At 61.9% G+C, this 23,785-nt stretch carries 20 protein-coding genes and 1 pseudogene; 9 read left to right on the plus strand and 12 right to left on the minus strand.

The genetic code is table 11. From position 1 onward, the window contains the following. Positions 1 to 86: 86 nt before the first annotated feature. A complete protein-coding gene (locus BMZ57_RS15855) occupies positions 87 to 1,310 on the minus strand; it encodes an MFS transporter (protein ID WP_029529179.1) in 1,224 nt (407 codons plus the stop codon). A gap of 65 nt (positions 1,311 to 1,375) precedes the next feature. Here BMZ57_RS15855 and BMZ57_RS15860 point away from each other — a divergent pair, with 65 nt between their 5' ends. Then, positions 1,376 to 2,374, plus strand: a complete 999-nt coding sequence (locus BMZ57_RS15860) for an AraC family transcriptional regulator (RefSeq protein ID WP_010211206.1) — start codon at positions 1,376 to 1,378, stop codon at positions 2,372 to 2,374. Between the two features lie 140 nt (positions 2,375 to 2,514). After that, complete coding sequence (locus BMZ57_RS15865) at positions 2,515 to 3,111, plus strand: glutathione S-transferase (protein ID WP_021493337.1); 597 nt, start codon at positions 2,515 to 2,517, stop codon at positions 3,109 to 3,111. A gap of 143 nt (positions 3,112 to 3,254) precedes the next feature. On the opposite strand, the gene BMZ57_RS15870 is transcribed toward BMZ57_RS15865, so the two are convergent. Further along, a complete protein-coding gene (locus tag BMZ57_RS15870) occupies positions 3,255 to 4,022 on the minus strand; it encodes an SDR family NAD(P)-dependent oxidoreductase (protein ID WP_021493338.1) in 768 nt (255 codons plus the stop codon). A 137-nt stretch (positions 4,023 to 4,159) separates the two neighbouring features. Here BMZ57_RS15870 and BMZ57_RS15875 point away from each other — a divergent pair, with 137 nt between their 5' ends. Then, positions 4,160 to 5,308, plus strand: coding sequence for an aldose epimerase family protein (locus BMZ57_RS15875; RefSeq protein WP_042571522.1), 1,149 nt, complete (start codon positions 4,160 to 4,162; stop codon positions 5,306 to 5,308). Positions 5,309 to 5,361: 53 nt separating this feature from the next. Here the strand turns inward: BMZ57_RS15875 and araH are convergent, their stop codons facing one another. Genes araH through BMZ57_RS15910 form a run of 7 tightly spaced genes read right to left on the minus strand, consistent with a single transcriptional unit; the run spans position 5,362 to position 13,699 of the window. Continuing rightward, entirely contained in the window at positions 5,362 to 6,330 is a 969-nt protein-coding gene (gene araH, locus BMZ57_RS15880; protein ID WP_010211211.1) for an L-arabinose ABC transporter permease AraH, read from the minus strand. 9 nt (positions 6,331 to 6,339) lie between these two features. Continuing rightward, positions 6,340 to 7,842, minus strand: a complete 1,503-nt coding sequence (araG, locus tag BMZ57_RS15885) for an L-arabinose ABC transporter ATP-binding protein AraG (protein WP_010211213.1) — start codon at positions 7,840 to 7,842, stop codon at positions 6,340 to 6,342. Continuing rightward, a complete protein-coding gene (locus BMZ57_RS15890) occupies positions 7,839 to 8,843 on the minus strand; it encodes a substrate-binding domain-containing protein (RefSeq protein ID WP_010211214.1) in 1,005 nt (334 codons plus the stop codon). The genes araG and BMZ57_RS15890 overlap by 4 nt, the downstream gene beginning before the upstream one ends. A 37-nt stretch (positions 8,844 to 8,880) precedes the next feature. Next, on the minus strand, positions 8,881 to 9,744 hold the full coding sequence (locus BMZ57_RS15895) for an SMP-30/gluconolactonase/LRE family protein (RefSeq protein ID WP_010211216.1): 864 nt from the start codon (positions 9,742 to 9,744) through the stop codon (positions 8,881 to 8,883). A 36-nt stretch (positions 9,745 to 9,780) separates the two neighbouring features. Beyond that, positions 9,781 to 11,361 (minus strand): aldehyde dehydrogenase (NADP(+)), encoded by a 1,581-nt coding sequence (locus BMZ57_RS15900; protein WP_042571520.1) that lies wholly within the window; start codon positions 11,359 to 11,361, stop codon positions 9,781 to 9,783. A 10-nt stretch (positions 11,362 to 11,371) separates the two neighbouring features. After that, complete coding sequence (gene araD1, locus BMZ57_RS15905) at positions 11,372 to 12,361, minus strand: AraD1 family protein (protein WP_069672693.1); 990 nt, start codon at positions 12,359 to 12,361, stop codon at positions 11,372 to 11,374. 15 nt (positions 12,362 to 12,376) lie between these two features. After that, positions 12,377 to 13,699, minus strand: coding sequence for an MFS transporter (locus tag BMZ57_RS15910; RefSeq protein ID WP_021493343.1), 1,323 nt, complete (start codon positions 13,697 to 13,699; stop codon positions 12,377 to 12,379). Positions 13,700 to 13,891: 192 nt separating this feature from the next. On the opposite strand from BMZ57_RS15910, the gene BMZ57_RS15915 reads away from it, so the two are divergent. Then, positions 13,892 to 15,628 (plus strand): IlvD/Edd family dehydratase, encoded by a 1,737-nt coding sequence (locus tag BMZ57_RS15915; protein ID WP_010211220.1) that lies wholly within the window; start codon positions 13,892 to 13,894, stop codon positions 15,626 to 15,628. A 48-nt stretch (positions 15,629 to 15,676) separates the two neighbouring features. Then, on the plus strand, positions 15,677 to 16,399 hold the full coding sequence (locus tag BMZ57_RS15920) for a FadR/GntR family transcriptional regulator (RefSeq protein WP_010211221.1): 723 nt from the start codon (positions 15,677 to 15,679) through the stop codon (positions 16,397 to 16,399). A gap of 155 nt (positions 16,400 to 16,554) precedes the next feature. On the opposite strand, the gene BMZ57_RS15925 is transcribed toward BMZ57_RS15920, so the two are convergent. Both BMZ57_RS15925 and BMZ57_RS15930 read right to left on the minus strand, forming a co-directional pair. Beyond that, entirely contained in the window at positions 16,555 to 18,672 is a 2,118-nt protein-coding gene (locus tag BMZ57_RS15925) for a TonB-dependent siderophore receptor (protein WP_042571518.1), read from the minus strand. A gap of 174 nt (positions 18,673 to 18,846) precedes the next feature. After that, complete coding sequence (locus BMZ57_RS15930) at positions 18,847 to 19,938, minus strand: NADH:flavin oxidoreductase/NADH oxidase (RefSeq protein ID WP_010211224.1); 1,092 nt, start codon at positions 19,936 to 19,938, stop codon at positions 18,847 to 18,849. A 90-nt stretch (positions 19,939 to 20,028) separates the two neighbouring features. Between BMZ57_RS15930 and BMZ57_RS15935 the strand changes: the two genes are divergently transcribed. Next, positions 20,029 to 20,328, plus strand: coding sequence for an ArsR/SmtB family transcription factor (locus tag BMZ57_RS15935; protein ID WP_032882858.1), 300 nt, complete (start codon positions 20,029 to 20,031; stop codon positions 20,326 to 20,328). On the opposite strand, the gene BMZ57_RS29530 is transcribed toward BMZ57_RS15935, so the two are convergent. Beyond that, positions 20,299 to 20,451, minus strand: a complete 153-nt coding sequence (locus tag BMZ57_RS29530; protein WP_021493346.1) for a hypothetical protein — start codon at positions 20,449 to 20,451, stop codon at positions 20,299 to 20,301. The two genes, BMZ57_RS15935 and BMZ57_RS29530, sit on opposite strands and share 30 nt — an antisense overlap. Positions 20,452 to 20,751: 300 nt before the next feature. Between BMZ57_RS29530 and BMZ57_RS15940 the strand changes: the two genes are divergently transcribed. The 3 genes and pseudogenes from BMZ57_RS15940 to BMZ57_RS30165 all read left to right on the plus strand — a co-directional run bounded on the left by BMZ57_RS15940 (position 20,752) and on the right by BMZ57_RS30165 (position 23,731). Next, complete coding sequence (locus BMZ57_RS15940; RefSeq protein ID WP_010211227.1) at positions 20,752 to 21,642, plus strand: bestrophin family protein; 891 nt, start codon at positions 20,752 to 20,754, stop codon at positions 21,640 to 21,642. A gap of 145 nt (positions 21,643 to 21,787) precedes the next feature. Further along, a pseudogene (locus BMZ57_RS30160) lies at positions 21,788 to 22,867 on the plus strand (cache domain-containing protein); the annotation flags it as partial. Positions 22,868 to 22,963: 96 nt separating this feature from the next. Continuing rightward, positions 22,964 to 23,731 carry a methyl-accepting chemotaxis protein gene (locus tag BMZ57_RS30165; RefSeq protein ID WP_370737454.1) on the plus strand — a complete coding sequence of 256 codons (768 nt, stop codon included), beginning with the start codon at positions 22,964 to 22,966 and terminating at the stop codon, positions 23,729 to 23,731. Positions 23,732 to 23,785 lie beyond the last annotated feature (54 nt).

Here is a 23,785-nt window from a genome sequence, read left to right on the forward strand (position 1 = left end):
CTGCTCCAGAGGCGTTAGCGATCAGCGAAGCGCTCCAGACTAAACCAAAGGTTGATGGCGCGTCACACACTGATCCCAAGACCGCTTCAAAGATGCAACGGCACGCCCAGGGCTCCACTGCGCGGCACGCTTACCCGCAGCGCAATCAACAAGGCGGCCAGCACCATCAACACACCGGCACCGAGAAACACCCCGCCGATGCCGCTGAGACTGAACATCACGCCCCCACCGGCCGCACCCGCCGCAATGGCCGATTGCACGGACGCCACCACCATGCCACCGGCACTTTCCGCTTGATCCGGCACGGCGCGGGCCACCCAGTTCGACCACGCCACCGGCACCCCGCCAAAGGCCATGCCCCACAACGCCAGCAGCAATGCCTGGCCTGGCAGCGAGGCTGGCAGCAACACCAGGGCAAGTGCCGCGAGGCCCACCAATACCGGCATCAGCACCAACGTGCCGAGTGGATAACGTACCAGCATCCAACCGGCCAGCAGCGTGCCAACAAAGTTGGCTGCACCGAACCCCAGCAGCATCAAGGCCAACCCTTCGGTGCCCACCCCCGTGGTGCTTTCCAGAAAAGGCCGGATGTAGGTGAACAGCGCGAAGTGCCCGGTGTGTACCAGCACACAGCCAAACATGCCGATGGCGATGCCCGGGCGCAACAGCACGTCCAGCACCGTGCGCAGGCGTGCGGTGCCCGTCGGGGCCAGGCGTGGCAGCGTGAACAGCTGGAATGCCAGCGTCACCCCACCGACGGCCGCTGCGGCAACAAACGCACTGCGCCAGCCGTACATACCACCGAGGTAGCTGCCCAGTGGCACGGCAACCACCGTGCCTACCGCAATGCCACTGAAGATGATCGACAGCGCACGGGGCAGCAGCGCGGCCGGCACCAGGCGCATCGCCACCGCCGCCGCCATGCTCCAGAAACCGCCAAGGGCGACACCCAGCAAAATGCGCATCAACAGCAGCACCGCCAGGCTGGAAGAGAACGCCACCAACAGGTTCGAGGCAATCATCAGCAGGGAGAACCCCAGCAGCACCACGCGCCGGTCGATACCACGCGTGAGGCCGGGTACCAGCAGCCCGGCGAACAACGCCACCACTGCCGTCACCGTCACGGCCTGGCCGGCCAGCGCCTCGGACACCCCAAGGTCCACCGCCATTGGCGTCAACAGGCTGGCCGGCAGGTATTCCGCCGTCAACAACCCGAACACCCCCATGGCCAGGGAAAACACCGCCATCCAGGCTGGGGTGGCGGGCTCTGCCTGCGAACGGACAGAGGCTTGAGCTACACAATCATTCATCACACGACATCCTCGGGAAATTTGCGCGACGGCCAGTCTAGGTAGGTCAATCCGGATGATCTATGATGCAAACCCTTGAGTTTTTGACTGAAACCCCGACCATGACCCCAGCGGCCCCGTTCAACCTGTCCTCCGGCCTCATCGACGAGCTGCTGCGCGGCATGCGCCTGAGTGGGGTGCAGTACCGGCGTATCCAGGCCGGGCCGAGCTTCGGCATGGGCTTTGAGGCCAAACCCGGACATGCCTACTTTCACTTCCTTGCCGCCGGGACGGCGACCTTGCGTACCGACGACGGCAGCCTGTTTGAGTTGTCGGCGGGTAATGCCGTGTTCATCTCCCATGGCGGCGCCCATGCGCTGTCATCCACGGCGGATCGGCCGGTGCAGGACATCAACGGCTTTGACGCGACCTCCCTGGGCGATACCGTGTGCGCCGTGGATGCCTCGCCCGACACGCCGCCCAGTACCTTGCTGTTCAGCGCCTGCATGGCGTTCGAACTTGGCAGTATCCAGGGACTCGGCAGCCTGATGCCGGCCTTGATGCTGATCGATGCCCAGGGCCAGCGTTATCCCGGCCTGATGCCGATCCTGGCGGTGATGGAACGTGAAGTATCCGCTGCGCGCATCGGCTACTCCGGCATCCTCGCGCGCCTGGCCGACGTGGTCGCCGCCATGATCGTGCGAGGCTGGGTGGAATGTGCCTGCGGTAACGCATCGGGACTGGTGGCGGCGTTGCGCGACACGCGATTGGCCGGTGCCCTGCTCGCTTTGCACCAGCAACCTGGACGCGATTGGAGCGTGGCGGAATTGGCTGCGCATTGTCATACCTCCCGGTCGGTGTTTGCCGAGCGCTTCCAGGCCACCCTGGGGATCCCGCCACTGCGCTACGTGACGGAGTTGCGCATGCGCCTGGCCAGCCAATGGCTAACCCTGGAGCGGTTGCCTATCGAAGAAGTCGCGCTGCGCCTGGGTTATACCTCCCAGGCGGCATTCAGCCGCGCGTTCAAGCGCATTACCGGCCAGCCACCTGGCGCCAGCCGCCAGAACCTGCGGAGCCCGGCATGAACGACCGCCGCGCAGACATCATGACCCATCCTGTGAAGACAACTGGCGGTCGCCTATCAGCAATGATGGGGGGCCATTGCGCACGCCGATCCTCAGCCCTTACTCTCTTGAGCCATCACCTTGTTAGCAATGGAGGCTTCATGAAACTGATCGGCATGCTGGACTCGCCTTACGTACGCCGCGTGGCGATTTCCCTGGACGTGTACGGGATGGATTTTGTGCATGAACCGCTGTCCGTATTCCGCACCTTCAACGAGTTCGCCCAGATCAACCCGGTGGTGAAGGCGCCTACCCTGGTGCTGGACGATGGCACGGTGTTGATGGACTCCAGCCTGATCCTGGACTACCTGGAAGCCCTGGCCCCGCTGGATAAAAAGCTGCTCGCGCAGCAACCCAACGCACGCGCCCAGGACCTGCAAACACTCGGGCTGGCCCTGGCGGCCTGTGAGAAAAGCGTGCAAATCGTCTACGAACACAACCTGCGTCCAGCCGAGAAGCAACATGCGCCCTGGCTGGATCGCGTCAGCGGGCAATTGCTCGCGGCCTACTCGCTGCTGGAAAAGCACCTGCCTGAGAGCGAGGCGCTGACCCAGGCCTCGATTACGGCGGCGGTGGCCTGGTCGTTCAGCCAGTTCACCGTGGCGTCGGTTGTGAAGGCAGATGCGTTTCCCAACCTCAAGCGCCATGCCGAGCGGCTGGAGCAGCACCCGGCGTTCAAGCGTTACCCTATCGAATAAACGATGCAGAGCGGTGTGTGGGAGCGGGCTTGCCCGCGAAAACGGTGTGTCCAGTTGGTACATGTGCCGACTGACGCTCTGCCTTCGCGGGCAAGCCCGCTCCCCCATAAGCTCTCTGCCACCGTGAGTCGAACGGGGCCGACTCAGACCCACCCACCATCCACGATAAAGTTCTGCGCCGAACACATCGCCGATGCATCAGAGGCAAGGAACAACGCCATGTTGGCGATGTGTTCCGGCAGCACGCTGCCCGGCAAACATTGACTGCGGCTGATCAGTTCCTTGGCGGCATCGTCGACCCACATCGCCAGTTGTTTTTCCGTCATCACCCAACCCGGCACCAGCGTATTCACGCGGATGCGGCTCGGTCCCAGTTCACGAGCCAGCGCACGGGTCATGCCGTGGGCGGCGGCTTTGCTGGCGGCGTACACCGGGTAGCCAGCGGAGGCCATCATCCAGCCGACGGAGCCGAGGTTGATGATCGCCCCGCCGCCCGCGCTTTTCATCATTGGCACCACGGCCTTGGCGGCGAAGAAAGCGTGCTTGAGGTTGACGGCGATGAGCCGGTCGAACATCTCCGAGTCGACTTCCTCCAAGGTGTGGCGCGCGTCATTGGCGGCGTTGTTCACCAGCACGGAGATCGGTCCCAGGGAGTGTTCGAAGCGCCCAATGGCAGCCTTGTAGGCGATCTCATCGGTGATGTCGCAATTCACGAACTCAACGGTGTGCCCGCGCGAACTCAATAGCGCCGCCAGGCGCTCGCCCTGACTTTGGGCGCGGTCGACAAAGCCGACCTTGGAACCTTGGGCGGCGAAGGCGCGCACCATGAATTCGCCAATACCCGAGGCGCCACCGGAGATCAGGACAGTCTTGCCTTCAAGGTCGGGGTAAACCGCATGCTGAGTGTTCATATAGAGGTGCCTCGCTTAATTAGTCTTATTTTATTTTGCAAAAACGGCGTTAAAGGCTATAAATTCGCTGTCAAACCGACAAAATATCGCACATTAGTAGAACTATTCCACCCAAAACAACAAAAGGAAGTTCGACCATGAAGCACCCTCGTTACCTGCTCTCCGGCCTCGCCCTGTCCATGCTGGTCGCCAGTGGCGGCGCCCAGGCTGCAGGCCTTACCAGCGAGCACAAACCTTTCGGTAAAACCAACGACGGCACCGCCGTCGAACAGTACGTGTTGCGCAACAGCCATGGCATGCAAGCCACGGTGATTACCTACGGCGGCGTGTTGCAGTCGCTGAAGGTGCCGGACAAGCACGGCAAGGTCGAGGACGTGGTGCTGGGCTTCGACGACGTGCAGGGCTATCAAAGCGGTACGGCGTTTTTCGGCGCGACCATCGGGCGCTTCGGCAATCGCCTCGCGGGCGGTGCCTTCGAGCTCGACGGCAAGCGTTACCAGGTTCCGCTCAACGATGGCCCCAACTCGCTGCATGGCGGCGCCCAGGGCTTCGACAAGCACGTATGGAAAGCCACGCCCGTCAAGGCCAAGGACTCCGTGGGCGTGACCCTCACCTACCTGTCCAAGGACGGTGAAATGGGCTTCCCCGGCAACCTGAAGACCGAGGTCACCTACCGCCTCAACGACAACAACGAACTGCACATCGATTACACCGCCACCACCGACAAACCCACGGTGCTCAACCTCACCAACCACAGCTACTTCAACCTCGCCGGTGCGGGCAATGGCGACATCCTCAAGCAAGTCGCTACCTTGCATGCCAGTCATTACACGCCGGTGAATGCCACCTTGATCCCTACCGGCAAACTGGCACCTGTCAAAGGCACGCCGATGGACTTCCTCAAGCCCACGCCGATCGGCCAGCACATCAAGGACGATCACCCGCAGCTCAAATTCGCCGAGCCGAAACAGGGAGGGTTCGACTTCAACTGGGCGCTGGATACCAAAGGTGATGTGAAACAGCTTGCGGCCGAGGTGCATGATCCTGAGTCCGGACGGCGTTTGCAGCTGTTTACCACGGAGCCTGGGGTGCAGTTCTACACCAGCAACTTCCTGGATGGGTCGGTGAAGGGCAAGGCTGGGAAGACCTACCTGCACTGGAGCGGGTTCACGCTGGAGACCCAGCATTTTCCAGATGCGCCCAACCAACCCAAGTTTGCCTCGACCCGCCTGAACCCAGGGCAGACTTACACCCAGAACACCGTCTTCAAATTCTCCGCCGATTAAACCTTAGGGAGCGGGCTTGCCCGCTCCCACATCTAGTCTTCACAGGGCATGACTCAGCGTTGCTTCATGCGGTCGATGACGACGGCCAGGAGCAGGATCGAGCCGCGGATCACGTACTGATAAAAGGTGTCGATGTTCTTCAGGTTCATCGCATTCTCAATGATCGCCAAAATCAACACACCGGCGATCACGTGGCGGATCATCCCAACCCCGCCGCTCAGCGACACCCCGCCCAATACGCACGCCGAAATCACCGTCAGCTCGAAACCCTGGCCAATCATCGGCTGGCCGGAAGTCATGCGCGACGCCAATATCACTCCGGCCAACGCCCCGATCACCCCATGCACGGCAAAGATCAGGATCTTGGTGCGGTCCACATTCACGCCCGCCAGCAACGCGGCTTCCGGATTGCCGCCGATGGCCATGGTGTTGCGCCCGTAAGTGGTGTAGTTGAGCAGCCAGCCGAAGAACAGGAAGCACAGGATAGTGATCAGGATCGGCACCGGCACGCCCATCAGTTGGCCATTGCCGAAGACAAAGAATTGATCCTGGGACACCCCCACCGCCTTGCCGTTGGCAAAAATGTAGGCCAGGCCACGCACGATTTGCATGGTCGCCAAGGTGGTGATCAGCGCATTGACCCGCAGCTTGGCGATGACGATGCCGTTGATCAGCCCTACCATCAGGCCCATCAGCAGCGCAGCGCCAATGCCGAGCATGACGCTGTCGGTGTCGCGCATCACAATCGCCGCCACCACGCCGGCGCAGGCGATCACCGAGCCTACGGACAGGTCAAAGTGCCCCGACGCCAGGCAAAACAGCATGGTGCAGGCGGCGATGCCCACGGTGGAAATCGCCAGACCCAGGCCGCGCATATTCAGGGGTGAGAGGAAGTTGTCGATCAGCAAGGCGCACAGCAAAAAGATGCTCACGGCGGCCAGCAGCATCGCCCAGTTGTCCAGCAAGGCGCGCAGGTCAAGCGGCTTGCGCGCGGTGGGCAGCACGTTGTGTTGAGTGGTCATAGTCGTCTCTCAGTTCGCCACGCTGCGCGGCAAGGCCAGTTGCAGCAGGTTGGATTCAGTCGCGTGCTCACGGGTTTGTTCGCCGCGCAGCGCGCCTTCGCACAGCACCAGGATGCGATCGGCGATGCCCATCACCTCCATCAAGTCGCTGGACACCACGATCACCGCAATGCCTTGGGCAGCCAGGTTATGGATGATCTGGTAGATCTCGGCCTTGGCGCCGATATCGATGCCGCGGGTGGGTTCGTCCAGCAGCAGCACCTTCATCGGCATCGACAGCCAGCGGCCGAGAATGGCCTTCTGCTGGTTGCCGCCGGAGAGGTACATGATTTTTTGCGCCGCGTTGGGTGTCTTGACCTTCATGGCGTTGATCTGCTGATCGGCGTTGCCCTTCTCCCAGCCTTCACGCAGCAACCAGCCGAACGTGGAATGGGCACCGCGTGCGCTGATATTGATGTTCTCGGCGACACTGGACAGCGGAATGATGCCCTCCTTCTTACGGTCTTCCGGGCACAGCAGCACGCCGGCGGCGATGGCGTCCCGTGGTGACTGCAAGTGCAAGGGCTCGCCGCAGAGCTCCAGTTGCCCGGCGCTGGCACGTTCCAGGCCGCTGAGCAGGCGGAACAACTCCGTCCGCCCTGCGCCTACCAGCCCGAACAGGCCAAGAATCTCGCCCTTGCGCACGTTGAAACTGACCGGCTCACGCAGACCGGGGCCCAGCAGGCCGTCGACCTTGAGCGCCACTTCGCCGTGCTCACGCGGACGGTAGTCGTAGATGTCCTGGATATCGCGACCGACCATGCACGTCACCAACTGGTCATGGGTCAGCGCGCTCATGTCCTCGAACGTGCGCACGTAGCGACCGTCCTTGAACACCGTGACCGCGTTGCAGATGCGGAACACTTCTTCCATGCGGTGCGACACGTAGAGCACCACTTTGCCCTCATCGCGCAGACGCGCGATGATCGCCATCAAGCGGTCGATTTCGCGCGCGGAGAGGCTGCTGGTGGGCTCGTCGAAGGCGATTACATGGGCGCCTCGGGACAGCGCCTTGGCGATTTCCACCAGTTGGCGCTGGCCCAGGGACAGACGCCCGAGTTTCTCGGCCGGATCGATTTCATCCGCCAGGCCCTTGAGGCAAGCGAGGGCCTGCTTGCGCAGGAGCCCCCGGTTGACCACGCCGAAACGCGACGGTAAATGCCCGAGGAACAGGTTCTCGGCCACGCTCATTTCCGGCACCAGATGCAGTTCCTGATGGATCACCGCCACACCGCTGGCAATGCTGTCGGCGGCGCTTTTGAAGGCCATGACCTGCTCGCCGATGTGCAGCGTGCCGCTGTTGGGAATGTAGGCGCCGCCGAGGATCTTCAGCAGCGTCGACTTGCCCGCGCCGTTCTCGCCCATCAGCGCGTGCACCTGCCCAGGGTGGGCGCTGAAGCTGATGCCATCCAGCGCCTTGACCCCGGGGAAGGTTTTGCCAATGCCGTCAAATCGCAAGGCAGCAGCGGTCATTGCCACAGCCCGATCTTGGTCAGTTCGGCCTGGAAGTTCTCACGGGTGATCAAGGTCACCTCATCCATGGCGGTGTATTTGGCAGGCTCGGTGCCTTTGGTGACCCACTCGTACATCATCAGCGCGGTGTTATAGCCCTCGATATGGGGGCTAGGCAGCATCGAGCCGAAGAAACCACTGCTTGGCTTTTTCAGTTCGCCGATGGCGTCGGTGCCATTGATGCCGATGCCGATCACGTTGGCCGCCTTGAAGCCGGCGCTTTCGGTGGCGCGCACGCCGCCCAGCACGGTGTTGTCGTTCATGCCGCCGATGATCAGGTTTTTCGCGCCACTGGGCAGTTTCACCAGGGCCGAATTGGTGGCGTCCATGCTGCCTGGGACATCCAGGGTTTTGGCGGCAGTAAACAGGATGTGATCCTTGGGAATACCCGCTTCCTCCAGGGATTTGACCGAACCATCGGTGCGTTTTTTACCCGTGTCGAGCTCGTTGAAGGTGTTGATCACCGCATAGGTGTCCTTCCAGTCCCAGCCGCGTTTTTTCGCTTCGGCGGCCATGGCGGCGCCCTGCTTCTGGCCGACTTCGAAGGCCGCCATGCCCAGATACGGCACGTCCTCCATGAAGTTGCCCTTGGCATCCACGAATCGGTCGTCCACCGCGATGACTTTCAAGCCGTTGGCCTTGGCCTTGGCGACGATGGCCGGGCCGAGGGAAACGTCCGGCGGGCAGATCACAAAACCCTTGGCGCCGTTGGCAGCCAGGCTGTCGATGGCCGAGAGGGTTTTCTCGCCGTCGGGCACGGCGATCTTGATCACGGTGAAGCCATGTTCCTTGCCGGCTTTCTCGGCAAAGGCCCATTCGGTCTGGAACCATGGTTCCTCGGCCTGTTTGACCAGGAAACCGATTTTCACTTCCTCAGCGGCCAGCAACAGCCCGCTCAAACTCATGGCCGAGACCGCCACAGCGGCGCAGCACAGGGAACGCAAACCACGACGACGATTCATACGGGTGACTCCTTGTTGTTGTTTTAAGTCTTGGGTTTTATCCAGCAAAGCGATGACAAGGTTTTCCAGGGACATCAACTTCCATGGCCAACACCGCACCGTCCAAGGGGTGATCCAAGGGACTGGCGGCGCTGGTGATGTACAGGGTGGTGAGGTTCGGGCCACCCAATACGCAACTGGTGGGACGGCTGACGGGCAGTTCGACGATGCGGTCCACTTCGCCGTCGGGCGTGAGGCGCAGCAGGCAACTGCCGTCCCAGCGGGCGTTCCAGATGTAGCCGTCAACGTCCATGGCCGAGCCGTCCGGCCCGCCGCGCTCGTGTGGGCCGAACCAGGTCTGCGCTGGGTCGAGTTGGCCGTCGGGTTGGATAGCGTGCCGGTACAGCGTGCCGTCCAGGCTGTCGCCGAAATGCACGTGGCGGCCGTCATCACTCCACAGCAAGGTGTTGGGAATGCCCAGGCCGCTGAGTAACGGCGTGACCTGCGCATCTGCATCTATGCGAAACAGGCCACCGGAACGTCGGGTGATGGGCAGGTCTTCACCCTGCTCGCCAATGTTGTTCTGCATGGTGCCCAGCCACAGGCGGCCGCTGGCATCGCAGCGCGCTTCGTTGCCGCGGTTACCCGGTTGCGGGTCCGCTACGCACAGCAGCGTCAGGGCTTCAGTGGCCAGGTCGAGGCGATAGACGCCACTGCTCAGGGTCACCAAGGCATCGCCGCTTTCACACGGGATGAACGCCGAGACATGCTCGGGCAACTGCCACACTTGCAATTGCCCGCCCATCAGGCGCAGCGCCTGTTTGCCGGCGATATTGACCCAGTACAGCGCCTGGGTCGGCGCGTCCCAGAACGGGCCCTCGCCCAATTGCGCACGGTGCGGGGTAACGGCGATACACGACATGATGCCTCCTGAATTTTTATTGTTCTCAGGTGTGCGTTACAGCGGGTCGCGAGATGGCGTGCCATCCACCAGCCGCTGGATACGCAACGGGTTGGCGTTTTTCAACGCGTCGGGCAGCAGGCTATCAGGGTAATTCTGGAAGCACACGGGGCGCAGGAAACGGTCGATGGCCAAGGTGCCGACCGAAGTGCCACGGGCGTCCGACGTCGCCGGGTACGGCCCGCCGTGCACCATCGAATCGCAGACCTCCACACCGGTCGGGTAACCGTTGAGCAGGATGCGGCCGACCTTCTGCTCCAGCAGGGGAGTGAGTTCGGCGAACTGTTGCAGGTCGGCCGGCTCGCCAATGATCGTTGCTGTGAGCTGGCCGTGCAGGCCGTGCAACGCGGCGCTGAGTTGGACCTGGTCGGCGACTTCGACGAACACCGTGGTGGGGCCGAAGACTTCTTCCTGCAGCACTTCATCGCCGTCGATCAATAGGCGTACATCGGCCTTGAACAACTGCGGTTGCGCTTGGTTACCGGCCTGTCGGCTGCCCGCCAGGTGCTGGATACCCGGATGAGCCAGGAGTTTCTCCAGTCCTTTGCCGTAGCTGCTCAGGGTGCCGGCGTTGAGCATGGTCTGTGCCGGTTGGTCGCCGATCAATTGGGCGACTTGTTGGGTGAACGCGGTGAATTCAGGCGATGCGACACCGATCACCAGACCAGGGTTGGTGCAGAACTGGCCGCAGCCCTGGACGACCGATGCCGTCAGGTCACGCGCGACGCTTTCGGCCCGTGCTTTTAACGCCTGGGGCAGCACAATCACGGGGTTGATACTCGACATCTCGGCAAACACCGGGATCGGTTGCGGGCGCGCTGCCGCCATGTCGCACAATGCACGGCCGCCCTTGAGCGAGCCGGTAAAGCCGACCGCCTGGATGGCCGGATGCTTGACCAGTGCTTCACCGACACCGCCGCCGAAGATCATATTGAACACACCCGCCGGCATCTCGGTGGCTTCGGCCGCGCGGATGATCGCATCGGCGACGCGTTCTGCCGTCGCCATATGCCCGCTGTGGGCTTTGAACACCACCGGACAGCCTGCCGCCAGCGCGGCGGCGGTGTCGCCGCCCGCCGTAGAGAAGGCCAGGGGAAAGTTGCTGGCGCCAAACACGGCCACCGGCCCCAGGCCAATGCGATATTGACGCAAATCCGGGCGCGGCATGGGTTGGCGGTCAGGCAGCGCTTTGTCGATGCGCGCGCCGTAGAAATCACCCCGACGCAACACGGTGGCGAACAGACGCATCTGGCCGCTGGTACGCCCACGCTCGCCCTTGATACGCGCGGCCGGCAACGCGGTTTCGCGACAGACCAGCTCGACAAATTCATCACCCAGCGCGTCCAGCTCATCGGCCACTGCGTCCAGGAACTGCGCGCGGCGTGCCGCACTCAACGCGCGGTAGGCAGGATAAGCCTGCGCGGCAGCCTTGGCGGCGGCGTCGACTTCCTGGGGCGTAGCCTGGTAGAAATGCTGCGGCAAGGCTTCACCGCTGGTGGCGTCGACGCTTTGCAAGGTGACGCTGCCGTTGGCGCTACGCTGACCGCCGATGTAGTTGTGGCCGAGGAACGAGGTCATGTTTTTCTCCTTAAAGGGTAATGACGTTGCCGGGTTCGAAAGCCGCATCACTGCTGCCAACACGGTTGACCAGCGGCGCACCGAACTCGGCCTGGCTGATTTCGAACACATCGCCCGGCTGGGTACGGATACCGTCCGCGAACGACAACGTGGCGGTGCCGAAAAAGTGGATGTGTACGTCGCCAGGCTTGAGGAACTGGCGGTATTTGAAGTGGTGGTATTCGAGGTTCTCCAGGCTGTGGCACATATTGGCCTCGCCGCTGAGGAATTCGTTCCGCCAGATTTCCTCACCGTTACGCACGATACGGCTGGTGCCCGCCAGGTGCTGGGGCAACTCACCCACGCGCAACTCCGGGCCATAACTGCAACTGCGCAGCTTGGAATGGGCCAGATACAGGTAGTTCTTGCGCTCCATGACGTGGTCGGAGAATTCATTGCCCACCGCGAACCCGACACGATAGGGCTTGCTGTCCGGGCCGATGACGTAGAGGCCACCGATCTCCGGCTCTTCACCGGCATCCTCGGCAAACGGCGGTACCGGGAAAGCTGCGCCGGGGCGCACGACGATGCTGCCGTCGCCCTTGTAGAACCACTCGGGCTGCACGCCCGCCTGGCCGCCCGCGGGCTTGCCGCCCTCCACGCCCCACTTGAAGATGCGCATGGTGTCGGTCAGTGCGGTGTCGTCTCCGGCCTGGTGCATCTTGTCCCGCGCAGAGGCGCTGCCCAGGTGGGTCAGGCCGGTGCCGCTGATCAGCATATGCGCCGGGTCCGGGTGGTCCAGCGGCGGCAGGATTTTCAGGCCGGCCAGCAACGTGGCGTAGTCGTGACTGTCGCCCAGGCCGAGGTTATTGACCTGTTGTGCCAGGCCGACGCCGGCTTCGATGGCGGCCAGGGCCAATTCGCGCACGCTGCGTGCCGTCTGCACTTCACGCAGGCTATCGCCCTCTACCACGCCGACCCGGCGTTCGCCGTTGCTTAACTCGAACTGAACTAAACGCATGAAACTTCTCCCAGATTAAGTACGTGTAGCGCCACGGGCACTGGCGGCGAATTGGTCGGCAGGCAGCACGTGCTTGCGCTCCAGCAAGCGGTAGACCACGAAGGTCAAGACCAACCCGAACACCATCACCCCGGACAAAAAGTACAAGCCCGACGCCAGGTTGCCGGTGTATTCCTTGAGCGCACCGATCACGAACGGGCCGATATAGCCACCGAGGTTGCCCACCGAGTTGATCAGCGCAATGCCCGCCGCCGCACTGGCGCCGGCAAAAAAGCGCCCCGGCAAGGTCCAGAACACCGCCGTGCAGGAAAACATCGCGAACGCCGCCAGGCACAGCGCCGCCATTTGCAGCAGCGGCACGCTCAACCAGGCACTGAAGAACAGGCCGATGGCACCGAGCACATAAAGCACCGCAAGATGACCGTAGCGATCATTCAACCGATCGGAACTGCGCGGGATGATCAGCAAGCCGATGATGCCGAAGATATACGGCACGGCGGAGATGAAGCCGGTGGTGAGGTCGCTGCCGCCGAATTGCTTGATCAGCGTCGGCAACCACAGGCCCAGGCCATAGATGCTCAGGGTCACCGGCAGGTAGAACAGCGCCAGCAGCAACACCCGCTTGTCTTTCAGGGCATGCAGCGGGTTGCCGTGGCGGGTCTGGCCGTAGGCTTGCAGGTCTTTGGCGAGCTCTCCGGTGAGCCAGGCCTTTTCGTCCTCGCTCATCCAGGTGACCTGCTTGGGGCCGTCCGGCAAGTAGCGCAGCACCGGCCAGGTCAGCAGGATCGCCGGCGTGCCGATCACGATGAACAGCCACTGCCAGCCATGCAGACCAAGCATGCCGTCCATGCCCAGCAAACCACCGGACACCGGGCCGGTAATCATCATCGCAATAGGCTGGGACAGGATGAATAGCCCAAGGATCTTGCCGCGATGGCGCACCGGAAACCATTGGGTGATGTAGTAGAGAACACCCGGAAAGAACCCCGCCTCTGCCGCGCCGAGCAGAAAGCGCATCACGTAAAAGCTGTGCGGCCCCTGCACGAAGGCCATGCCGATGGTGATAGCGCCCCAGGTGATCATGATGCGTGCAAACCAGCGCCGTGCGCCAAAGCGGTCGAGCATCAGGTTGCTGGGGATCTCGAACAGGAAGTAGCCAATGAAGAACAACCCCGCGCCCAGGCCATAGGCGGCGTCGCCGATGCCGACGTCGGCGCCCATGTGCAGCTTGGCAAAGCCCACAGCGGAGCGGTCCACGTAGGCGATCAGGTACAGCAGGATCAGGAAGGGAATCAGTTTCAGCGTGATGCGCCGAATAAGCCGCAGTTCCTGGCTCATGGGGTCGATCTCCGATTGTTGTTTTTATAGAAGCTCGGGGGACGCCTCTCGCGGAAATCCGCCAGGGTCATACCTCTGTTGAAGCCGACTATATAGTATGACTATTTGCAAAACAACTCTTCCAAAGCAGCGTTTTTGCGCTTATGTTTAAGCACGCATAGAACATATAGTCATACAATAAGAGAATCGATCATGCCTGATAAAAAGCCCGGCCTACGCTCTGCCCAGTGGTTTGGTACCGCCGACAAGAACGGCTTCATGTACCGCAGCTGGATGAAGAATCAGGGCATTGCCGACCATCAGTTTCATGGCAAGCCAATCATCGGCATCTGCAATACCTGGTCAGAGCTGACCCCCTGCAACGCGCATTTCCGCCAGATTGCCGAGCACGTCAAACGCGGCGTGATCGAGGCCGGCGGCTTCCCGGTGGAGTTCCCGGTGTTCTCCAATGGCGAGTCGAACCTGCGCCCTACCGCGATGCTTACCCGCAACCTGGCAAGCATGGACGTAGAGGAAGCAATCCGTGGCAACCCGATTGACGGCGTGGTGCTATTGACCGGCTGCGACAAAACCACCCCCGCCCTGCTGATGGGCGCGGCCAGTTGCGATGTGCCAGCCATCGTCGTCACCGGCGGGCCGATGCTCAACGGCAAGCACAAGGGCCAGGACATTGGCTCGGGCACAGTGGTGTGGCAGCTCAGTGAACAGGTCAAGGCTGGCACGATTACGCTGGATGATTTCCTCGCGGCCGAGGGCGGCATGTCACGCTCGGCAGGCACCTGCAACACCATGGGCACCGCGTCGACCATGGCCTGCATGGCCGAGGCGTTGGGCACTTCCCTGCCCCACAACGCGGCGATTCCGGCGGTGGATGCGCGGCGCTATGTGCTGGCGCATATGTCGGGCATGCGTGCGGTCGAAATGGTGCGCGAAGACTTGAAGCTGTCGAAGATCCTCACCAAAGAGGCGTTCGAAAACGCGATCCGCGTGAATGCGGCCATCGGCGGTTCGACCAACGCGGTGATCCACCTCAAAGCCATCGCCGGGCGCATCGGCGTCGAACTTGACCTGGATGACTGGACCCGCATCGGCCGTGGCATGCCGACCATTGTCGACCTGCAACCCTCGGGCCGCTTCCTGATGGAAGAGTTCTACTACGCCGGCGGCCTGCCCGCCGTGCTGCGCCGCCTCGGTGAAGCCAACCTGATCCCGCACCCGAATGCCCTGACCGTGAACGGCAAGTCCTTGGGCGAGAACACCCAGGACTCGCCGATCTACGGCCAGGACGAAGTGATCCGCACCCTCGACAACCCGATTCGCGCCGATGGCGGCATCTGCGTGTTGCGCGGCAACCTGGCGCCGCTCGGTGCGGTGCTCAAGCCGTCCGCCGCCAGCCCGGCACTGATGCAGCACCGAGGTCGTGCGGTGGTGTTCGAGAACTTCGACATGTACAAGGCGCGCATCAATGACCCGGAACTGGACGTGGATGCCAACTCGATCCTGGTCATGAAAAACTGTGGCCCCAAGGGTTACCCAGGCATGGCCGAAGTCGGCAACATGGGCCTGCCCGCCAAGCTGCTGGCCCAGGGCGTGACGGACATGGTGCGGATTTCCGATGCGCGCATGAGCGGCACCGCATATGGCACGGTGGTGTTGCACGTGGCGCCAGAGGCTGCGGCCGGCGGGCCGCTGGCCACGGTCAAGGAGGGTGACTGGATCGAACTGGACTGCGCCAACGGCCGCTTGCACCTGGACATCCCCGACGCAGAGCTGGCGGCACGCATGGCCGACCTGGCGCCGCCGCAGAAACTCATCGTCGGCGGCTATCGCCAGCTGTACATCGACCATGTGCTGCAGGCCGACCAGGGCTGTGACTTTGACTTCCTGGTGGGTTGCCGCGGGGCGGAAGTCCCAAGGCATTCCCACTAATTGGGATGCTATGATGCGGCGAATTCAAGCCAGAGCCTCCCTGTAGTCATGGATCACCAGCCGTCCAAGCCGCGCAAGAGCCAGCATGCCCAGATCGTTCAGGACTTGGGCATGCACATCGTTTCCGGTCGCTTCAAGCCTGAAGAACGGCTGCCCATGGAGGCCACGCTCTGCGAGGAGTACAAGGTCAGCCGCTCGGTGTTGCGTGAGGCTACGCGGGTGCTCAGCGCCAAGGGCCTGGTGTATTCCAAGCCACGGGTGGGCGCGGTGGTGCGGCCTCGGTTGAAATGGCACCTGCTCGACCCGGACGTATTGTCCTGGTTGATGCAGTCCACGCCCCACAGTGAGTTCTTCAACACGTTGGCCGGCGTGCGACGCATCCTCGAACCGGAAATCGCCGCCATGGCTGCGACCACCGCCACCGATGAAGACATTGCCACCATCGAACAAGCCTACCTGGGCATGGAAACCGCGCAGACCCACGAACAGCTGCTTCAGGCCGACCTGGACTTCCACCGCGCGATTGCCGACGCCACCCGCAACGACCTGCTGGCCTACATGTGCAATATGCTGTCGCTGCCGTTGCGCGAGTCGATCAACATCACCAACCGCCGCCCGGACATCCAGGGCCTGAGCCTGCCCCGGCACAAGGCGATTCTCACCGCAATCCAGAACCGCGACGCGCTGGGCGCGCGGCATGCGTCGCTGGTGCAGTTGGATGACACGCGGGTGGCGTTGGATACGGTGATGAATGTGCTGACGCCGCTCTGAAGCGGGAGCCGGCAACCGGGCTTTATCGGGTGTAACTCGATCCAAATGTGGGAGCGGGCTTGCTCGCGAATGCGGTGTATCAGCCAATACATTCAGTGACTGACACTTTGCATTCGCGGGCAAGCCCACTCCCACATTTTTACCTGTGTACGCCGTTAGAGGGTGTAGGCGATACCGACCTGCACCGTGCGCGGCTCGCCTGGGTAGGCGTAGAAGTTCCCGAACGCGCCTTCTTCAAAGTCGCGGTTGAACAGGTTCTTCACGTCCAGGTTCAGCCGGACTTTGTCGTTGACCTTGTAGTAGCTGAGCAGGTCGACCACGGTGTAGGCGTCCATCGAGAACGGCGTATTGGAGGTCTGGCCAACGCGCTCATCGACATATTTGGCGCCGGCGCCCAACCCAAGCCCTTTAAGGCTGCCATCCTGAAATTCGTACACGTTCAGCAAGCTGAAGCTATTGCGCGGGATGTTGGCCAACCGCGAGCCGACCCGAATGGTGTTGTCTTTGGTCACTTCGGCGTCCACATACGCATAGCCACCGATGACACGCCATTCCGGGGTGAGGTTGCCGGCAACGTTCAGGTCGAACCCACGGCTGCGCACCTGTCCAGCGGCGACTTTTGAGTTCGGGTCCAAAGGATCGGTGGTGAGCACATTTTTCTTGTCGATCTGATAGATCGCGGCATCAACGCTCAACTGGCGATCCAACCCTTCCCATTTGATGCCCATCTCATACGACTTGCCCTTTTCAGGTTCAAATCCAACTCCGCCACTGCTAGCACCGGTATTGGGCTTGAACGAGCGTGCTGCGTCGGCATAGATCGCCAGGGTGTCAGTCAGGTCGTAGATCGCACCCACGCGTGGAGTGACCGAGTTGTCGCTGGCCTTCCAGTTTTTACCACCCGCTACATAGGTCTCGTACTCGTGCTCGAAGCGTTCAAAGCGCGCACCCGCCAACACTTTCAGACGTTCGGTCAGCGCGACCTGATCCTGAATGAATGCCGAGTAGGTTTTAAGGTTTTCTTTATCGTGAGTCGGGGTGCTGGTCAGCGCCGGGCGCGGTTTGCCATAGACCGGGTTGAAAATATCGCTGGTGTAGGCGGCACTGGAGCGCTGGATGATCGACTTATAGTCGTAATCCTCAAACTCAACCCCCGTCAGCAAGGTGTGATCAAAAGCCCCCGTGGAGAAATGCCCGGTCAGGTTGAGCTGGGCATCTTTATCGGTCCATTCCAGCTTGCGGTAGTTGAAGTTTCGGTTGAGCGTGTGACCGTCCGCCGCCAGGCTATTGGCTTCAATCGCGTTGCCCTGCAAGGTACCGTCCAACCACTGAAACCCACCGCCCAGGGTCCAATTGTCGTTGAGCAGGTGCTCGAAACGCAGTTGGGCCATGTTGTTGTCGTTGTGCAATTTACCGACATCTTTATCCCCCCAGAAGGTATCGCGCGACGCGGTGCCTTTCTGATTGGTAAAGCGCGTCAGGCCACGATCCAGCGGGTGATTGTTGCGCATGAAGTCGCCTTCGAAGATCACCTTGGTGTCGTCGGTGGCTTGCCAAGTGATGACCGGCGTCACGCCGTAACGCTCGGTCTCGACATGGTCACGGAAGGTCTCGCCGCCCTCGCCCACCACATTCAGGCGATAGGCCAGGCGACCTTGCTCGTCCAGCGGCCCGGAGGCGTCGAGGGTGGCGCGCTGCATGCCCTGATCATCCAGCTGGCTGCCGAGGGTCACCGTAGGCTCGGCCAGCGGTTGCTTGGAGACCACGTTGAAGGTGCCACCCGGATCGCCACGACCATAGAGCATGGTCGCCGGGCCGCGCAGCACTTCCAGGCGTTCGATGGTGTTGGCGTCCGGCATGTTCGGGTAACCACGGTTGATCGGAAAACCGTTGCGGTAGAACTCGCCGGTGGTAAAGCCGCGCACGGTAAAGGTGGTGAGCCCCTGCCCGCCGAAGTTGTTGGCACGCCCGACACCGCCGGCGTAATCCAGCGCGTCCTGCAGGCGGGTAGCACCAATGTCCTCGACCACGTCTTTGGAGACCACACTGATGGACTGCGGGGTTTCATGAATCGACGTGTCGGTACGCGTCGCGCTCGCCGAGCGTGTGGCGTGGTAGCCCTGCACCGGCCCCTGCGCTGTTTCATAGTCGGCAGTGCCGGTGATGCTGGTGGCCTGCAACTCGATGCCGGCTTTTTCAGCCGACTCGACCTCTGCCCAACTCAACGGGGAAAACGCCTGAAGCACACACAGGGAAACCAGGGTACGACGCATGGGAATGACCTAGTAAATGAGCCAAATGGAGCGGCATATTTGCCAATTATTTTGCCGCGCATGTTATAGCAACTCATTACCGATTGACATGCGTTCTCATTCGTTACTTTTCGACAGATGAAAAAAAGCCACTCCTGAGAGTGGCTTTCGATGATGAACGCAGGCTATTTCGCCTCAGCGATAGCGTTCCAACCAATGTGCATACGGCGCAGGCAAGGTCCAGGACGACTTATCGACGCCCAGTTCTTTAGCCGCAAAGTATGCCCAATGCGGGTCTGCCAGGTGAGCACGGCCCACCGAGACCAGGTCCAGGTGACCCGCCTGCAATGCACCTTCAGCCAGCTGCGGGGTGCCAAAACCCCAGGCCGAGGTGACCGGAATACCGGCTTCGCGACGCACGCGCTCAGCGATCGGGCCCATGAACGCCGGACCCCACGGAATATTGGTGTCAGGGATGGTGAAACCGACGCTCACGCTCAGCAGGTCCAGGCCACCGGCCTTGAAACGACGGGCCAGTTCGATGGACTCGGTGAGGGTCTGCTCGTCGCGGCCGTCGTATTCGATCACGCCGAAACGTGCAGTGAGTGGCAGGTTTTCCGGCCAGACTTCACGAACGGCGGCCAGGGTTTCCAGGAGGAAACGGCTGCGGTTATCGAAGCTGCCGCCATAGGCGTCGGTGCGTTGGTTGGAGTGCTCGGAGAAGAAGCTCTGGCCCAGGTAACCGTGGGCAAAATGCAGTTCGATCCACTCAAAGCCGGCGTCACGCGCACGGCGGGCAGCGTCGACGAAGTCCTGGCGCACACGCGCAATGTCGTCCAGGGTCATGGCCCGCGGCACTTGCGGCAGGTTGGCACCAAAGGCGATGGCCGACGGGGCGATGGTTTCCCAGCTGCGGGCATCGGAGGCGGCGATATGGTCGTCACCTTCCCACGGGCGGTTGGCGCTGGCTTTACGGCCGGCGTGGCCGATCTGGATGCCCGGCACCGAGCCAGCAGCCTTGATGGCTTTGACCATTGGCACGAAGGCCTCGGCGTGGGCGTCGCTCCAAATACCAGCGCAGCCGGGGGTGATGCGGCCTTCCGGCGCGACAGCGGTGGCTTCGACCACCACCAGACCGGCACCGCCACGGGCCATGCTGGCCAGGTGCACGTGGTGCCAATCGTTGACGATGCCGTCTTCGGCCATGTACTGGCACATCGGCGGAATAGCGATGCGGTTACGCAGGGTGACGTCTTTGAGTGTGAACGGTTCGAACAAAGCGGACATGAAGAACTCCGGGAGCGAGTGAGTGATTCGATAGTTCGATGGTAATCGAACTATGGTATTCAACGATACCCCCCTGCTATGATTCATTTCATGCGAGCCTTTAAACACCCTCCCCTTGAAGACCTGACCCTCGAACGCCTGCTGTACGCGCTGAGTGACCCGGTTCGCCTCGAAATCGTGCGCTGCCTGGCCGGCGTGCCCGAGGCCACCTGTGGCGAACTGGATGGCGGGCGACCCAAGTCGAGCATGTCCCACCACTTTCGCGTGTTGCGTGACGCCGGGCTGGTGCACACCCGCAGCGCGGGCACCACGCATCTGAATTCGTTGCGTGCCGAGGTGCTTGAGGCGCGCTTTCCGGGTTTACTCGGGTGCATCCTCGCCCAGCACTGAGCCAGGATCAGCCTCCCCCTGCACAGCATCACGGCTCGGCGCACCGCCGAATTTGAGTGCGCCAATGCGCCCTTGCAGTTGGTCGACAAATCGCTGCGCCTCCAACCGTGCGTTGAACATCATGCTCAGGTCCCCCAGGCGCAGCAGGCAGTCCTTGTGTGAAACTTGGCATTGAGGTGGTCAGTGCCATCGATAAAAACAACGTACTCGCCCGAATGAGAAACCATCATGAATAGACGACCATGAAGTAATGGCGGGCAACGTCATTGGACAAGCGCATGCCGTGCTGGCAGCGCTTGAGGTCCTGCGCCAGGAAGAGATCGACACGTGTGGCACTTAAACGATTCAGGTGCCAGGCGAACCTTTGCCGTGAACCCGCGTCCGAGCTAAGGCACTGTTGCTTACCGCTCGCGAGGTCCTCGTTTGAAAGCCGCCATCATCAAAAAGTACCGCCTGATCATTAAGACCATGGGCTACGTGGGCTGGGCGCTGTTCTGGCTGTTGTTGTGGGACGTCGCCGTCACTGTGGACTTCATGTTGTTCCTCACCTACAAGATCAATCTGCCGCTGATGCCCCTGACCCTGCTGGGTTCGGCGCTGGTGGTGCTGATCAGTTTTCGTAACAGCAGCGCCTACAACCGCTGGTGGGAAGCCCGTACCCTGTGGGGCGCGATGGTCAACAACTCGCGCAGTTTTGCACGCCAGGTACTGACCCTGCTGGACGATCCCGACGACGAAGTGAACCCGGTCAAGGCCACCCTGCTGCGTCGCCATGTGGCCTATGTGAATTGCCTGGCCGCGCACCTCAAGGGCCAACCGTGCCCTGAAGAAGTCCGCGCGTTTATCCCCGGCGATGAGTTTGCGCGTAACGGCGCCACCAACAACTTTGCCAACGATATCCTCACCGGTTCAGCGGCGTTGCTGGCACGGGAGTACAAGGTCGGTCACCTCGACAGCATTCGCCTGGCACGGCTGGAGTCGACCCTAGTGGATTTGTCCAACGCCCAGGGCGGCATGGAACGGATCGCCAACACACCGCTACCCTACCCTTACGTGTATTTCCCGCGCCTGTTTATCTCGCTGTTCTGCCTGATCGTACCGGTGGGCCTGGTGGAGTCCCTGGGTTGGTTCACCCCGCTGGCCTCGACGGTGGTGGGCTTCATGCTGCTGGCCATCGAGCGCATCGGCACCGACCTGCAAAGCCCGTTCAACTCCAGCGAACACCAGATCCAGATGGACACCATCTGCGAAACCATCGAGAAAAACCTGCAGTCGATGCAGCGTGATGCGCTGGGTGGCGAGCGCATCGGTTAAACCCTCCCTTCGGCCTCAAGTGCGTGCTCCCTCAGTCGATATACAGGGAGTACGCATGGGCCACACCCCCCTCATAACAACACATGCGACGCTCGACGCTACTGTTTTCTCCTTGCCAAAATTATAAATACCCGCGGGTGAAGTCATGAATATCAAGCAAAAGCTGACCTGGGCATTTGCCGCCATCGCGTGCGTGCCGGTTATCCTGGTGGCCGTGCTGGTCGTGTTGAATCTGCGCGAGGGGGCCCAGGCCAATTTCCTCGACAGCAGTGGCCGCGAGATCCGCCAGATCGACAACGGCATGAAGCAGTTCTTCGATGGCATCAGCCAGAACGTCGACTATGTGGCCAAGGACCCGCGCGTTGTCGCGGCCAAGGACCTCAAGAGCTACGCCGGCGCCGACGCCGCACAAATCCCGCTAACCCCCACGAATAAAGAGCTGCTGGAGATCTTCGACCAGTTCGCCAAGAGCCATCCCAGCACTGCCTACCTGTCCCTGGGTTTGAAAGACGGCGGCTACGCCAGTTGGCCCGACGACACCAAACTCAACAACTACGATCCGCGCGTGCGCCCCTGGTATCAGGCGGCCATCGCCGCGCCGGGTAAAACCGTGCGCACCGGTGCCTATTATTGGGCGCCGGATGATGTGACGCTGATCGGCACCGTACACACCGTCGCCGACGCCACCGGGAATATCCTCGGCGTGGTCGGCCTGGACGTGTCGCTCAAGCAGCTCACCGAACTGGTACGCAACATCAAGCTGGGCGACAGCGGCTACCTGATGCTGGTGGAAGGCAACGGCAACGTGCTGGTGGACCCCAGCGATGCCAAGCACAACTTCAAGCCCCTGGCCGACCTGGGCCCGAACTATGCCGAACTGGCTAAACGCGGCGACGGCGTGACCCAGATCGAGATTGATGGCGTGGCGTACATGGCCAATATGGTTAGCTCCAAAGACTTGGGCTGGCGCTTTATCGGCCTGATCAAGCGCGACGAAGTGATGGCCGGCGCCACGCGCCTGACTTGGTTGATTGCAGCCATTGCAGCGGTATTGGCATTGGTGTTCGCAATAGTCGGTGCCAGCTTTGCCAGCGTTATCGTGCGCCCGATCCGTGGCGTAGCCGACGGCCTGCAAGAGATCGCCGAAGGTGAAGGCGACCTGACGCGCCAGCTCAAGGTGCAAGGCAAGGACGAAACCGCCAGCCTGGCCGGCTGGTTCAACCAGTTCCTGAGCATGATCGCCCAGTTGGTGCAACGCATCGGCAACGCCTCGTCCGACCTGCAGAGCGCCGCCGCCGACACCCGCGAAGTGGCTCACAACATGAACCAGGCGGCCGGTCGCCAACGCGAAGCCGTAGAACTGGTAAGCACCGCGTTCAACGAAATGGTGGCCACCGCCAACGAAGTCGCGCGTTCCTGCAGCGCCGCCGCCACCAGTGCCGACGAAGGCTACCGCGACGTGCACGACGGCCAGCAGCACATCGGCGAAGCCACCGGCAGCGTGCTCAAACTCAGTGAAGACCTGCAACGCTCGACCCAGACCATGCAGCAGTTGGAGCAGGACAGCAAAAACATCAACACCATCCTCGACACCATCCGCTCGATTGCCGAGCAGACCAACCTGCTGGCGCTCAACGCGGCGATCGAGGCGGCGCGCGCCGGCGACCAAGGCCGAGGTTTTGCGGTGGTCGCCGACGAAGTCCGCGCCCTCGCCCGTCGCACCGCCGACTCCACCGGCGAAATCGACAGCCTGCTCGGCAACCTCGCCCGCCGCACCCAGGAGGTGACGCAGCAGATGCAAGGCAGCCTGCTGGTGTCTCACACCAGCGTGGAACGTATCCAGCAGGCACGCGACAGCTTCGACAAGATCCGCGGCTCGGTGGACTCGATCCGCGACCAGAACACCCAGATCGCCACGGCCGCCGAAGAGCAGCACCAAGTGGCCGAAGAGATCAACCGGCACATCGCGCAGATCCATGCCGACGCGCAACTGGTCGAAGGTTTTGCCCACTCGGCGCAGACCGGGTCAGGTCGGTTGACGGACATTTCGGGCCAGCTCAAAGGATTGGTAGGTCGCTTTAAGTTCTGATCGGGCGCGAAACCTGCTCCCATTCAGCGCATCACATTGGTGAGCGGGCTTGCT

Origin of the sequence: Pseudomonas simiae (assembly GCF_900111895.1) — a bacterium.
In the GTDB taxonomy this organism is placed as follows: Bacteria; Pseudomonadota; Gammaproteobacteria; order Pseudomonadales; family Pseudomonadaceae; genus Aquipseudomonas; species Aquipseudomonas simiae.